The organism is Amycolatopsis sp. La24 (assembly GCF_029087445.1).
Classification (GTDB): Bacteria; Actinomycetota; Actinomycetes; order Mycobacteriales; family Pseudonocardiaceae; genus Amycolatopsis; species Amycolatopsis nivea.
On the sequence record NZ_JARACH010000001.1, the window covers coordinates 396,143 to 408,968 of the forward strand.

The 12,826-nt window shown below is 70.0% G+C and carries 17 protein-coding genes; 10 read left to right on the forward strand and 7 right to left on the reverse strand.

What is annotated here, in order from left to right:
- The first annotated feature begins 56 nt into the window (after window positions 1-56).
- Together PUT80_RS02020 and PUT80_RS02025 are read left to right on the forward strand one after the other, a co-directional pair.
- Window positions 57-1,418, forward strand: a complete 1,362-nt coding sequence (locus PUT80_RS02020; RefSeq protein WP_275290884.1) for a solute carrier family 23 protein — start codon at window positions 57-59, stop codon at window positions 1,416-1,418.
- A 34-nt stretch (window positions 1,419-1,452) separates the two neighbouring features.
- Entirely contained in the window at window positions 1,453-2,277 is an 825-nt protein-coding gene (locus PUT80_RS02025; protein WP_275290885.1) for an SDR family oxidoreductase, read from the forward strand.
- 25 nt (window positions 2,278-2,302) lie between these two features.
- Here PUT80_RS02025 and PUT80_RS02030 read toward each other — a convergent pair whose 3' ends face one another.
- On the reverse strand, window positions 2,303-2,827 hold the full coding sequence (locus PUT80_RS02030) for a GNAT family N-acetyltransferase (RefSeq protein ID WP_275290886.1): 525 nt from the start codon (window positions 2,825-2,827) through the stop codon (window positions 2,303-2,305).
- A gap of 82 nt (window positions 2,828-2,909) precedes the next feature.
- Between PUT80_RS02030 and PUT80_RS02035 the strand changes: the two genes are divergently transcribed.
- The 3 genes from PUT80_RS02035 (at window position 2,910) to PUT80_RS02045 (ending at window position 5,651) form a co-directional block, all read left to right on the forward strand.
- Window positions 2,910-3,446 (forward strand): CGNR zinc finger domain-containing protein, encoded by a 537-nt coding sequence (locus PUT80_RS02035; RefSeq protein WP_275290887.1) that lies wholly within the window; start codon window positions 2,910-2,912, stop codon window positions 3,444-3,446.
- 124 nt (window positions 3,447-3,570) lie between these two features.
- Complete coding sequence (locus PUT80_RS02040; protein ID WP_275290888.1) at window positions 3,571-4,263, forward strand: helix-turn-helix transcriptional regulator; 693 nt, start codon at window positions 3,571-3,573, stop codon at window positions 4,261-4,263.
- Between the two features lie 68 nt (window positions 4,264-4,331).
- Window positions 4,332-5,651, forward strand: coding sequence for an amidase family protein (locus PUT80_RS02045; protein WP_275290889.1), 1,320 nt, complete (start codon window positions 4,332-4,334; stop codon window positions 5,649-5,651).
- Between the two features lie 8 nt (window positions 5,652-5,659).
- On the opposite strand, the gene PUT80_RS02050 is transcribed toward PUT80_RS02045, so the two are convergent.
- From PUT80_RS02050 to PUT80_RS02060, 3 genes are all read right to left on the reverse strand, one after another.
- Window positions 5,660-6,295 carry a TetR/AcrR family transcriptional regulator gene (locus PUT80_RS02050; RefSeq protein WP_275290890.1) on the reverse strand — a complete coding sequence of 212 codons (636 nt, stop codon included), beginning with the start codon at window positions 6,293-6,295 and terminating at the stop codon, window positions 5,660-5,662.
- A 4-nt stretch (window positions 6,296-6,299) separates the two neighbouring features.
- Window positions 6,300-6,869 (reverse strand): D-alanyl-D-alanine carboxypeptidase family protein, encoded by a 570-nt coding sequence (locus tag PUT80_RS02055; protein WP_275290891.1) that lies wholly within the window; start codon window positions 6,867-6,869, stop codon window positions 6,300-6,302.
- Between the two features lie 143 nt (window positions 6,870-7,012).
- Entirely contained in the window at window positions 7,013-7,309 is a 297-nt protein-coding gene (locus PUT80_RS02060) for a YrhK family protein (RefSeq protein ID WP_275290892.1), read from the reverse strand.
- A 136-nt stretch (window positions 7,310-7,445) separates the two neighbouring features.
- Between PUT80_RS02060 and PUT80_RS02065 the strand changes: the two genes are divergently transcribed.
- On the forward strand, window positions 7,446-7,613 hold the full coding sequence (locus PUT80_RS02065) for a hypothetical protein (protein WP_167754071.1): 168 nt from the start codon (window positions 7,446-7,448) through the stop codon (window positions 7,611-7,613).
- A gap of 1 nt (window position 7,614) precedes the next feature.
- Here the strand turns inward: PUT80_RS02065 and PUT80_RS02070 are convergent, their stop codons facing one another.
- Both PUT80_RS02070 and PUT80_RS02075 read right to left on the reverse strand, forming a co-directional pair.
- Window positions 7,615-8,415: a pentapeptide repeat-containing protein gene (locus PUT80_RS02070; protein WP_275290893.1), complete on the reverse strand. Its 801-nt coding sequence runs from the start codon at window positions 8,413-8,415 to the stop codon at window positions 7,615-7,617.
- Window positions 8,416-8,461: 46 nt separating this feature from the next.
- Complete coding sequence (locus PUT80_RS02075; protein WP_275290894.1) at window positions 8,462-8,878, reverse strand: hypothetical protein; 417 nt, start codon at window positions 8,876-8,878, stop codon at window positions 8,462-8,464.
- An 86-nt stretch (window positions 8,879-8,964) separates the two neighbouring features.
- Here PUT80_RS02075 and PUT80_RS02080 point away from each other — a divergent pair, with 86 nt between their 5' ends.
- From PUT80_RS02080 to PUT80_RS02095, 4 genes are all read left to right on the forward strand, one after another.
- Complete coding sequence (locus PUT80_RS02080) at window positions 8,965-10,137, forward strand: histidine kinase (protein ID WP_275290895.1); 1,173 nt, start codon at window positions 8,965-8,967, stop codon at window positions 10,135-10,137.
- Window positions 10,134-10,739, forward strand: coding sequence for a response regulator transcription factor (locus PUT80_RS02085; RefSeq protein ID WP_275290896.1), 606 nt, complete (start codon window positions 10,134-10,136; stop codon window positions 10,737-10,739). The genes PUT80_RS02080 and PUT80_RS02085 overlap by 4 nt, the downstream gene beginning before the upstream one ends.
- 73 nt (window positions 10,740-10,812) lie before the next feature.
- Window positions 10,813-11,391 (forward strand): TetR/AcrR family transcriptional regulator, encoded by a 579-nt coding sequence (locus PUT80_RS02090; protein WP_275290897.1) that lies wholly within the window; start codon window positions 10,813-10,815, stop codon window positions 11,389-11,391.
- Window positions 11,392-11,436: 45 nt separating this feature from the next.
- Complete coding sequence (locus tag PUT80_RS02095) at window positions 11,437-12,315, forward strand: alpha/beta fold hydrolase (protein WP_134661362.1); 879 nt, start codon at window positions 11,437-11,439, stop codon at window positions 12,313-12,315.
- A gap of 9 nt (window positions 12,316-12,324) precedes the next feature.
- On the opposite strand, the gene PUT80_RS02100 is transcribed toward PUT80_RS02095, so the two are convergent.
- On the reverse strand, window positions 12,325-12,813 hold the full coding sequence (locus tag PUT80_RS02100) for a DinB family protein (protein ID WP_134661361.1): 489 nt from the start codon (window positions 12,811-12,813) through the stop codon (window positions 12,325-12,327).
- Window positions 12,814-12,826: the final 13 nt, after the last annotated feature.

Here is a 12,826-nt window from a genome sequence, read left to right on the forward strand (position 1 = left end):
TGGGGGACGCACGGCGTGATCCACGCCCAGCCCGCCCCGTTCCGAGGGAGACGATCATGGTCGATCGGCCCAGAACCGCCCCGAACACCGCCCCCGCCGACGCCGACGCGGCCGTCGACGAGGTGCCGAGGTTCGGTCGGTTCGCGCTCTACAGCGTCCAGCACCTGCTGACCTTCTACGCGACGGTTCTCGTGCTGCCGGTCATCATCGCGGCCGGCATCCACCTTCCCCAAGCGGAGACGGTGGTGTTCCTCGCCGCCACGGTCCTCGCCGGCGGCATCGCCACGATCGTCCAGACGGTCGGTGTCTGGCGGATCGGGATCAGGAAACCGCTGGTGCTCGGCGGTTCGGCCGTGGTGATCGGCCCGGCGATCGCCATCGGCAACGCCAACGGCGGCGGCATTGGTGGACTGCTGGCCGTCTTCGGCGCGTCCATCGTCGCCGGGCTCGTGCTCGCCGCCGCCTCGCCGCTGTACGGGGCGCTGCTCCGGGTGTTTCCGCCAGTGGTCACCGGATCGGTGATCGCGATGGTCGGGCTCTCGTTGCTGCCGATCACCGTCAAGCTGATCGGCGGCGGCGAGCCGGGCACGAAGTCGTTCGGGAGCGCGGCCAATCTTGCGGTCGCCGCGACGACCGTCGTGACCGTTCTCCTCATCTACCGGTTCGGCAAAGGCCTGCTGAAGAGCATCGCCATTCTCGTCGGCCTGGTCGCCGGGGGAGCGGTGGGCGCCGCCGTCGGGGTCGCCGACTTCAGCGGAGTCGCCGACGCGAGCTGGTTCTCGTTCGTGGTGCCGTTCCACTTCGGACTGCCGACGTTCAATCTCAGCGCCGTCCTGGCGATGACCGTCGCCGTCCTGATCGTGGGCGTGGAATGCACGTCCAGCTACTTCGCGGTCGGCGAGATCCTCGGACGGGGCCCCACCGACAAGGAAGTCCGCCGCGGGATCCTCGCCGAAGGCGTCGCCGCCGTACTGGGCGGGATCGTGGGTTCGGTCCCGCCGACCACGTTCAACGGCAACATCGGCCTGGTGCGGGCCAGCAACGTGAAAAGCCGCTGGGTCGTGGCCGCCGCCGGCGTTCTGATGGTCGTGCTCAGCTGCCTGCCGAAGGTGGCCGCCGTGGCCGCGGCGTTGCCGGCTCCCGCGGTCGGCGCCGCCCTCATGACGCTGTTCGGCATCATCGCCACGGTCGGCATCCAGACCCTGGGAAAGGCCGACCTGCACAACGACCGCAACCTCATCGTCGTCGCGATAAGCCTCGGAGCCGGTTTCGTCCCCACCTCCTACCCGGAGATCTTCAACGCCTTCCCGCAGGGCCTGCAAATGGTGCTGCAAAGCGGAATCGTCGTGACCGCAGTCGTGGCGGTGGCCCTCAACCTGATCTTCAACGGGCTGCAGCGGCGCGCTCCCGCCGAATAGGCGAATCCGACTGCCCAGCAAGGAGAAATGCATCATGCACATCAAGACCACGGCGACCCGGACCCTGCCGGTCCGGCACCCGGAGGTGTTCCCCGTCCACGCGGGCAAGCGCTTCATCGTCACCGGCGCGGCCGGCGGCCTGGGCCGAGCGACCGCGGAACTGCTGCTCGCGGAAGGCGCCCGCGTCGCGATGATGGACGTCCGAGGCGACGCCGTCTCCGCCGCGGCCCGCGAACTCGGCGGGCAAGCGGCCCCGTTCGTCGTCGATCTGAGCTCGCCCGAGAGCATCGCGGACGCGGCAGCCGAAGCCATCTCGCACTTCTCGGGCATCGACGGCCTCGCCAACGTCGCCGGCATCGTCCGCCATTCCGACCCGCTGCAGATTCCGCAAGCAGACTGGGAAAACCAGCTCGCGGTCAACGTCGTTGGCCCCTACGAACTCTCCCGGCTGGTGGCACAGCACCTGATCGAGGAAAACCGTCCCGGCGCGATCGTGAACGTCGCCTCCGAGGCGGGAAAGGTCGGCCACGCCCAATCACTCGCCTACAGCGCGAGCAAAGCCGCCCTGATCAACGAAACCAGGATGATGTCGGCAGCGCTGGCCCACGCGGACATCAACGTCAACTGCGTGTGCCCCGGCGGCCTGCCGACCGCGATGCTCCGCCAGGTGGCCGACGCCTATTCCGACCGCATCCACGAACCGGCGGGCGACATCTTCGACGCCATGATCACCGAACAGGCCGGACGGCACCTCGACCTCACCGAGGTCGCCCGGGTCATCTCGTTCCTCCTGTCGGACAACGCGTTCGCGATCCGCGGCCAGGCGGTGAACGCGGACGGCGGCGGAACTCCGTACTGATCACGACTGGCCCGTCCGGTTCTCGTCAACCGGCAGTGTCCGCCGCGCTGGGACGGACGGTTTTGACATAGCGGTGGACCGGCACGCCGACGGTGCCATGCCGGGTCGGGGCTTGGTGAACCATCGGCCCGGCGTCGCGCCAGCCCGCTCGCTCGTAAAGCCGCCGGGCGGTGTCGTTGGCAGGAACGACAGCCAGCCACGCCTCCCGGTGGGTTTCCGCGATCAGGCGCTCGGCGGCCTCAAGGAGAGCGGACCCGACGCCCGTGCCCCGCGCGGCCCGGTCCACTCCGAGTTGGATCACCTCGCCGTCGCCGACCCCGACGATGACCAGCCCCAGCAGACCCAGCCCGCCGTCGGTGGCGACCAGCGTCGTGCTCAGGTGGTCGGCCGCGAAGCTGGTGAAGTGCTGGGAATCGCGCACCGCCATGAGCTCGTCCGGGACACGGCCGCGGTGCCCGTCGAGCCACGCGGCCTCCCACATCGCGGCGATCCGCGGCAGGTCGGACGGCTCCGCCGCACGCAGGACCGGTGCGGGCGAGGTACGAGTCATGGGACTTCCTTCCGCCGATGTACATCACTGCCGTAGGCTGTTTACGCCAGTGACGCTACTGAACAGGGAGGCAGGCAAGCAAGTGCGCCTGGACGCTTACGCCGACACCGGGCTGCTGGTCGCGATCGACCTCGTCAACCGCCTAGTCCTGCACCCGGACGACAGCGTCTTGGCCGAGATCCTCGCCGTCGACCCGCCGTCAGCGGCCCAGGTGACGGCCGACGACGCCCCCGGATTCACCGCACTCGCCAACGCGCTGCGACCGGTACTCGACAACCTGCGCGCCGGTGACGAGGACAGCGCCGCGACCAGGCTCAACAAGCTGCTCTCCGCGTACCCCGCCCACCCGCACCTGGCGCGGGAAGAAGGACGCTGGCGCTTGCACCACCACCCGGCCGAAACGTCCCTGGTGCCCATGTGGTCGGCAATCTGCGCGGAAGCCCTCGCCCGGTTCCTCGCCGACGGTCACGCCCACCGGATCGGCGCGTGCGAGGCACCTGGCTGCGGACGGCTGCTCGTCGACACCACCCGCAACCGCATCCGCCGCTTCTGTTCGACCGCCTGCCAGGACCGCGTCAAAACCGCCGCGGCGCGCCGCCGCCGGACCGCTGAGGGCTGAAATTTCTTGGGCCTGCCCGCTGCAGTCTGCTCTCTTCAGGGGTTGCCTCGTAGACTCTCGTCCGAGCAGAGAGCCGACGGACCTGAACCGCCGCGCTCGCTACTTCGCACCGAAGCGAGGCAGTATGGCCCAGGAGTACGCACTGACGTGTGAAGCGATCGACATCGTCCTCTCTGACTCACCGCTGAAGGCAAAACGCCTCCAGCTCGGCGACGTTCTGCGCCGCATGCTGCGGGCGGACATCTTCGCCTCCTATGTCTGCGATTCGTCCGGCCCCTACGCCGACCCGGTCCAGCTCGACCTCGGCGACGACGCGCTTCGCGCATACGACAAGCATTTTCGGCACGTCGACGACCTGACCCCGAAGCTTTTCGCGCGGGGGAGCGCTTCGCGGATCACTCCGGCCGCCGGGGTATCCACCGAGTTCGTCCAGGACTTCCTGCATCGCGGCGGGATGTACCACGGCATGAACTACTTCGCGGCCGGAGCCGGTCCCGGTTCGGTGGACCTGCGGCTGTGGCGGGGACGCGGCGGCCGCGCGTTCACCGAGGACGAGGCGCGGGTTTTCCGCTCTTTCGGCGATCTGGTCGCGCGAACCTGGCCGAGGGAGGCCCCGGCCGGGCAGAAGCCGTTGTCCCGGCGCGAAGCCCAGGTCGCGGAGCTGGTCGCGGACGGGTACAGCGACAAGCAGATCGCCGCGGCCCTCGGGATCGCGCCGCCGACTTTGCGGACCCACCTGAGCAACGCGTTCGCCAAGACCGGAGCCGCCAACCGCGCGGCTCTGGCGGCGCACCACCTCCGCCATCGTCAGAAATGACGATGGCGGAGACCGCGCGGCATGCCGAGACTCCCGGATAAGCCTCATTCGCTGCAAAGGAGCCCCGGATGCCGCTTTCACCGGCGGGCGTCACTGCCCACCCCGCTGTCCTCGAGCCGGTCGGACGGCCGGAACCGGGGGAGTGGACGCAAACCTGTACTGCCGAAGACATCGCGACCCAGTTGCCGCTGGCGGGCGGGAAGCCGTATCCGCTCGCGGTGAAAGCGAACATCGCGGTGCGCGGACTGCGCCGGTCCGCCGGATGCGAGCTGCTGGACCTCGGACCCGAGGAGGCCGACGCCCCGGTCGTCGCGCTGTTGCGCCGCTCCGGCGCGGTGGTCGTGGGCATGGCGAACATGCACGAACTCGCCTTCGGGATCACGTCGCAGAACGCCTCCTACGGCGCGGTGGGCTTGCCGGATCGTCCGGGCTATCTGGCTGGCGGATCCTCGGGCGGCAGCGCCGCGGTCGTCGCGCGCGGTCATGCCGAGGTCGCGCTGGGCACGGACACCGGGGGCTCGATCTCGATTCCCGCCAGCCTGTGCGGGGTCGCCGGATTCCGGCCCAGCACCGGACGCTGGCCGACTGCGGGCATCGTCGGCCTGTCGTGGACACGGGACGCCCCCGGGATCTTCGCGCGCTCGGTGCGCCGCCTCGCCGAGATCGACCGGGCGATGCTCGGCGAAACGACGGACCAGGACCTTCCGAGGCCCCGGATCGGGGTGCCCGCTGAGATGTTCCGCGAACTGCACCCCAGCACGCGAGCGGCGACCGAAGCGGCTTTGGCGGCGCTTGCGGACGTCGTCGAGCTGGTGCCGGTGCACCTCGAGGAGATCTGGGAGCTGAGCCACGCGGCGGCGATGCCGATCGTGTGCTGGGAAGCGCGTCGGCTGCTCGGAGACGCCGTCGCCCGCGCCCTGGGCATGAACCCGGAGGAGGCGTTCGCCCGGCTGGTCGCGGGAGTGCGCAGTCCGGACGTCCGGCAGATCCTCGAAGCGGAGGCATCGTCCCCGGTGTCGCCCGACGAATACGCGATCGCCCAGCGGCAAACCGAGCAAGCGCGAGCGCGCTACGCGGAATTGCTGCACAGGCACGCACTCAACGCGCTCGCGTTTCCCACCACGCCCGCACCGGCTCCGCCCGTCGACTGCGACGGGACCGTGGAACATCTGGGCAGCCGCGTCGACGCTTTCGAGCTCTACACCCGGAACACCACGCCAGGTGCGATGCTCGGAGCGCCCATGGTCACCTTCCCGCTCGCGACCCCTGCGACCGGTCTTCCGGTCGGACTGACCGTCCAAGGAGGACGGTTCGACGACCGCCGGACGCTGCGCCTCGCCGAACGAATGGCGGAAACACTGTCGGACACCGTCAACCAGGCCGGTTGACCAACCGGCTACCGCACTTTTTTGGTTGTTCTGCGGAGTTTGCCGCGCAGCGCGCGGAGGGCGATCGGCCCGAGGTCGTCGACCACCTCGATGAGCACGGCCAGCCGGTCGAGCGCGTCCAGGGCCGCTTCGGTCCCCTCCGGGTCGACGCCCTCGTAGAGCTCCAGTCCGACGAACCCGGCGCTCACCGCGCGTGCCAGGCCCGGCGTGTCGATGACCTCGGCCACCGGGGAGTCGGCCAGCAACCTGGTCAGGGCACTCTCGATCGGCGCGATCCACAGCTGCAGGGCCGTAGCGGTCGCTTCGGCGAGTTTGGGGTCGGCCTGCGCGCCGGCGAGCATCTGGGCGAGCACCGTGACGTTGCCCTGGGCGCGTTCGTCGGCGTGCAGGGAGCGGCCCAGCGCAAGAAGCTGCCGCAGATCGGTGACCTCGTCGAGGCGTTCGACAAACGGTGCGACCCTGGCCTGCGTCGCGGCGAGGCACGCGGCCTGCAGCAGGTCGTGGACGGTGCCGAAGTGGTAGAAGACCAGCGCCTGGTTGACCCCGGCGGTCGCCGCGATGCTCCGCGCCGTGGTGCCGTTGAGGCCGTGCGTGCGGATCGTCTCGATCGTGCCGTCGATCAGGCGTTGTCGGGTGTCGGCCACGGCTTCACCGTAGAGGCCCCGACAGTCGGTGACCGACGGCACCCGGGTGCGGCAGCCGCTCCGGACGCCCGGCGGGCCAGTACTCGAAGTGCCACCATTCGTTGTCGTACCTCCGATACAGGTGATGGCGCGCGCCATACCGCTCCAGCCAGCGCGAACCCTCGACCGGCCGCACGTCCAGGGCGGTCCCCGCGACGTGCCGGGACTCGTCCGGCGGCAGCGCCCGCAACCGGGCCGCCGCCGGTGACCCGCTCCGACGGATTTCCTCGGCGAACAAGCGCTCCTGCTCCCCGGCGTCCCGATGTCCCGAGGTGAGCCCGATGAGCTCACCGTCTTGCCATAACGCCTGCGTGCGCGCCGCAATGAACGCGGCACGGGTCGCGGGCGTGAGGCCGGTGAGGTCCTCTGCGGGGAAACGCACCGCCAGCGCCCACTGGCAGGCGGTGCGCCGAGCCCGACCCGGCGTGATCACGAATGCCACCGGCAGCAGCGCTATCGCCAGCATCCGGGTGACCGCCTGGTACCAGCGATCGCGGCGAAGTGCCCGGCCGGGATCGAGACGGACGCTCGTCATTGCTACCCCCACTCCGGTCGTGTGCACGACCGCCAACCCGCTTTTGAGCAGTTGCTCAAATCAGAGGATAGACGAGATTTGAGCAACTGCTCAAGCAGGTCTCCGCCCGAGATCGCTGGCCGCGGAGCAGGGGGGCGAGCCGGTCAGAAGTCGGGCGTGGAATCCACGGCCCCGTCGCGGCGGATGCGGCGGAGGTGCACCGCGCGGGTCAGCCGGATCACCGGGCGGATCAGCAGTTCGATGCTGCCGATCAGGAAGAACCAGGCGGCCAGGGTGGCGAGGGACTCGTAGAAGAACAGGATGCTTCCGGCGACGAACCAGAGGGCGATGAGGATGTCGTTGCCGATGCTCAAGGTTTCGTACCGGCGGCGGATGATCAGTTCGTCGTGCCCGAAAGTGAGCACGAGGTCCGCGGTGTCCGTTCCGTTCGCGTGCGCCATGCTGCTGCGTACCCGGATGCCCGTACGGCTAATCCGCGACGGACGCGATCTCCGCCCGATCCCCTCCTCGCCGCGCGACCGCCGCGAAATCCGTAAGGGTTGAACTGCACTGAACCATTACCGCACGATGGCGGACATGGAAGAAAACCGTTGCCCCCGCTGTGGCTGGCCCTTGGCCGAGCTGCCCTCGTCCGCTGTCGTTCCCGCGTCGGCGGGCAGCCGGGCCGACTACGTGCGTTGTGTGTGCGGCAGCTGGATCGCGCGGCTCGGCGGGGTCGTCGTCGGGTCTACCCGCCCGCGCTGACTCACCAGTGGTCGGGCCGGGCCAGCCGCGGCGGCAGCTTGGTCTCGGCGTCGCCGCGGGCAGCGTTGACCTGGGATTGCGTAAGGAAAATGCTGTCGGTGAAGTCGGCGCCGCGGACGTCGGCGTCGCGCAGGTCCGCACCGATCAGGTCAGCGCGGCGCAGGTCGGCGCCTCGGAGGTCGGCCGCGATCAGGTAGGCACCGCGCAGGTTCGTGCTGCGCAGGTCCGCGCCGGCCAGTTTCGCGCCGATCAGGTCGGCGCCTCGCCGGTCCTTCTTGCGCCCGGCACCGGCGCGGACCAGTTCGCTGGTGCGCACCAGAAGCGGGTTCACCTGAGCGCGCCGGGCGTCGACGTCGATGGCCAGCACCGCGTCCGGGTCCTCGGAGGTGATCTGCTCCAGTTCGGTGATCTCCGCGTCCAGGTCCGCGTGGATTTCGCGGGTCGTCGCCAGCGAGCGCGCCTCAGTGAGGTACCAGAGCAGTTCGTGCAGATGCCGCATCACCGGGAGCGCGGCGAACATCCGCTCGCGCGTTTCCGGGGCCTCCCGCCAGCTCCGGCCGCCGAAGGTCACCTGCGACACCTGCTGTCCGGCTCCGAAGCAGTCGTACCCGGTGCAGCCCGCGAAACCCTTGGGGCGCAACCGGTCGTGGATGCCGCAGCGGAAGTCGGACCGAAGGTTCGGGCACGGGTCGCCGGCCCGCTTGTCGATCGCGAAATCGGCGGATTTGGTGAAGGTGAGCGCGACGCAGCAGAGGGCGAAACAGCTCGTGCAGTCGGCGGTCAGGGTGCGGCGGTCGGGCAAGGTCTCTCCAGCGAAGGCGGGCGAACCTGTCCAGCGTAGTCGCCGCTCAACTGCCCGCGACGACCACGACGCGTCGGCGGCGCGATCGCATCGCCAGCGCCGCCAGCACGAACACCTGCAGCTCAGGCTTGACGCCGGACAGGTCAGCGGTGCCCGCGGTGAGAGTGCCGACGGTGTTCCCGGCCTCGTCGAGCTGCACGTGGTCACGACGGCCGGTCCGCCGGAAACGCAGTTCCGCACCGCCGCTCTCGACGCTCCAGGTGCGCGTGCCCGGCCGGTGAGTGCTCGCGAGCACCGACCCGTCGGCCGCCAGCAACTGGTAACTGCGCAGCCGGCGGCGGATCCGGTAGCTGGCGCCGTCCAGCCGGAACTCCCCTCCGGACCGGCCCTCGATCACGGTGAGCAGGCGGCCGTCGCTGGTGATTTCGTACTTGGTCAAGCCGGACTTCGCTATCTGCAACATAGCCAAACTCCAGCATCGCCCCGTCCGAACCGCCCGTGCCGTTTGTCATGGGTGATCATCGGCGAGACGGCCGTACCATGATCGACATGCGCGAACCCGATCCGGACCGGTTCTCGGCCAGCCAGTGGCCGGACTGGAGCTTCTGGACGGACGCGCACAGCGGAGGGCCCGGTCTGCACCGCGGCCGCCTCCGGTCCGTGGTGGTCAACGGCCTGATGATGGGCTTCCTGGCCACCTGGGTGGTCGCGATCGCGGACGGCCGGTACGGCCCGGTGCGCACCGGGCTCGTTTTCGGCTTCCTCGGCTGCTACGCCATCGCGTACCTGCTGGTGCTGTGGTTCGGCCCGCTCGCGCTGCGGCGGCAGCGGATCGCGATGGTCGCGGCGATGTTCGCGCTCGGCACCGCGCCCGCGCTGATCCTCGGTTCCCCGGCGTACCTCACCGGCCTCACCTATGCCATCGCGACCGGGCTCATGCTGCTGCCGCTGCGGTTTTCCCTGCTTCTCGGCACCGGAGCGGCCGTCGCCCAGATCGCGTGGATGCTGGTCAGGGACGGGCGGGTCGCCTGGGGCCAGGTCCTCACGCTCGTGGCCGTCACCGCGATCCTCGGCATCGTCTACGCGCTGACGTTCACCATCGGCCACCTCCGGCTCGCCCGCGAGCAGATCCGGCGGATGGCGGTGGACCAGGAGCGGCAGCGCGTCGCCCGCGACCTGCACGACGTCCTCGGCCACAGCCTCTCCACGATGACCCTGAAACTCGGCCTGACGCGGCGGATCCTGGAGACTTCGGACAACACCGACGCAGCGCTCGCCGAGATCCGGGACCTGGACGACCTCTGCCGGGAAGCCCTCTCCGACGTCCGCGCGACCGTGTCCGACTACCGCACGGTGTCGTTCGCGACCGAAGTCGCCGGCGCCCGGATGGCGTTGCGCGCCGCCGGCGTCCAGGCTGAACTGCCCGCCGCGGCCGACGCCGTCGCTCCCGAACTGCAGGGCGTTTTCGGTTACGTAGTAAGGGAAGCTGTGACAAACGTGCTCCGCCACTCCGACGCGCAGCGCTGCACCGTCCGCGTCGGACGGGACTGGCTGGAGGTCGCCGACGACGGCTCCGTCCCAGCGGAGGTCGTCCCCGGACACGGTCTGACCGGTCTCGCCGAGCGGATGGCCGCGGTGTCCGGCTCGCTCGAACACGGCCGCGGCCCGCACGGCGGCTTCCGGGTGCTGGCCCGCGGCCCGGCGACCGGAGGTGCGGCGTGATCCGGGTCCTGCTGGCCGACGACCAGGCGCTCGTGCGCGGCGCACTGGCTTCCCTGCTGCGGATGGAATCCGACATCGAGGTGGTCGCCGAGGTCGGCTCCGGTCCCGAAGTCCTGCCCGCCGCGCAGCGGACCGCGCCGGACATCGCGCTCGTCGACGTCCAGATGCCCGGCCGCGACGGCCTCGCCGTGACCGCCGAACTGCGCCACGCGCTGCCGGATTGCCGCGTGCTGATCTGCACCACCTTCAGCCGCCCCGGTTACCTGTCGCGCGCGATGTCCGCGGGCGCGGCCGGGTTCGTGGTGAAGGATTCGCGCCCGGAGCAGCTGATCAACGCGATCCGCCGGGTCCACGCCGGACTGCGGTTCGTGGACCCGGCGCTCGCCGCCGAATCGCTGGCCAGCGGCGCGAGTCCGCTCACCGACCGCGAGGCGGACGTCCTGCGCGCCGCGGCGGAAGGCGGAACGGTCGCGGACATGGCGCTGGCGCTGGGCCTGTCGGCGGGGACGGTGCGCAATCACCTGTCGTCGGCCATCGGCAAGACGCAGGCCCGCACGCGCGCGGAGGCGGTCCGGGTCGCCGAGACGAGCGGGTGGCTGTAGCGCTCCGGACGTGGCCAATCCGAGGAAAACCCTTTCTTGATCGGGCGTTCCAGAAAGGCGTAGAGTGCGGATCATGGTCCGCACCCGAGAGTTCGACACCGAGGCCGCGGTGAGCCGCGCGATGGAACTGTTCTGGTCGCGTGGCTACGAGGCGACCTCGGTGCGCGATCTGACCCAGCACCTCGGCATCGGGCAGGGCTCGCTGTACGCCGCGTTCGGCGACAAGGACGGCCTGTACCGGGCTGCGCTGGAGCACTACCGGGCCACGCTCGCGGCAACCGCGTTGGACAGCCAGGCAACCGCGGCCGACGCCCGCTCGGCGATCCGGACGCTCCTGGTCGAGCGGATCCGGATCGCCGTGTCCGACGACGGCCGCGGTTGCCTGGCTGTCAATGCTGTCTGCGAGCGCCTGCCGGGGGACGCCGCGACCCGGCGCACGGTGCGGGACATGCAGGACGCGAGTCAGGACGCGATCGCCGAAGTGCTGCGCGTCGCGGCGGAGCGCGGCGAGATCACGACCCCGCACGATCCGGCCACGCTGGCCGCCTTTCTGGTCACGTTCCTCAACGGACTGCTGGTCACCGCGAAGATCGCCCCGGACGCCCGCGCCCTCGAACCCCTCGTGGAGGTAGCCCTCGTCGCCCTCGGCTGATGTTTTACGTCCTCAATCTGGAACGATCGATCAAGAAAGAGAACGATGCTCGACCACGACAGCACTCCCGTCCGCACCGGCCGCGCCGCGGTCAACGGAACGAGCCTCCACTACCGAACCGCCGGGTCCGGACCCGCGGTCGTGCTGCTGCACGGCGTGCCGAAGACCGGTTACCACTGGCGGCACCTCGTCCCGAAGCTCACGCCGCAGTACACCGTCGTCGTCCCGGATCTGCGCGGCCTCGGCGATTCCGCCCGTCCCGCAGGCGGATACGACTCCGCGACGATGAGCGACGACGTCGCCGAGCTGATGGCCGCCCTCGGCCACGAGACCTACGCCGTGGTCGGCGAGGATTGGGGAGCCGTCATCGGCTACCAGCTCGCCGCCCGGCACCGCGACCGCGTGCCGTCGCTGGTATTCGCCGAGGCGTTGTTCCCCGGGTTCGGCTTCGAGGACCACACCGCGCTCACCGCCGAGAACGTCGCCCGCGGCATGCACCTGTGGCATCTGGGCTTCTACTTCCAGCCGGACGTCCCCGAGATGCTCATCGCCGGCCACGAACGCGAACTGATCACCTACATGATCAAGTTCGAGCGCAGCCGCCCCGACAGCGCCACCCCGGACGCGATCGAGGAGTACGTGCGCTGCTACTCCATGCCCGGCGGCATCCGCGCGATGCTCGCGATCTACCGGGCGATGCTCGTCGACGCCGAGCAGAATCGGCAAGCGGCGCAACGGAAACTGGACATCCCCGTCCTCGCGCTCGGCGGGTCGGCGTTCATCGGCGAACGCGCCGAGTCCCAGATGCGGATCATGGCGGACGACGTCACCGGCCTCGTTTTCGACGCCGGGCACGACCTCGCCGAGGAAGTGCCCGACGAGATGGCCGACGCGCTCCTTCCGTTCCTCGCCGAACACCGGTAGCCGGCGAGGTCAGGGGAGCGGCTGGTCGATCTGCTCGCGCAGGATGTCGCCGTGTCCCGCGTGCCGGGCGAACTCCTGGATCATCGCGAGCAGCGTCCAGCGCATGCTGACGGTGCCCTCGCCGGGAAACTCCTTGGTGTCGTCGAGTTCGAAGCGCGCAGCGATCTCCCTTGACCGCTGGCTGGCGCGTTCGTATTCGGCGATCACGTCGGCCACGGTCTCGTCGTCGGTCACGGTGAAGGTGCCGACGTCGCGCTTCGAGTACCCGTCGCATTCGGACTCGGCGAGCCCGGCCCAGAACCGCTGAAACCAGATCCGTTCCGCCGCGGCGGCGTGCTTGACCACGGAAATCGGCGTCGACAGCGACGCGACGAGCCGTCGCCGCGCGTCGGTTTCGGACAGGCCGCGGAGGGTCTCGACCAGCGCTTCGCGGTTGCGGTCGAGCGTGTTCTCGAGCAGTGCTCGTTCGGTGCCGTTGGTGATGCGTTCGGTGGGCATGGTTCTGCTCCGT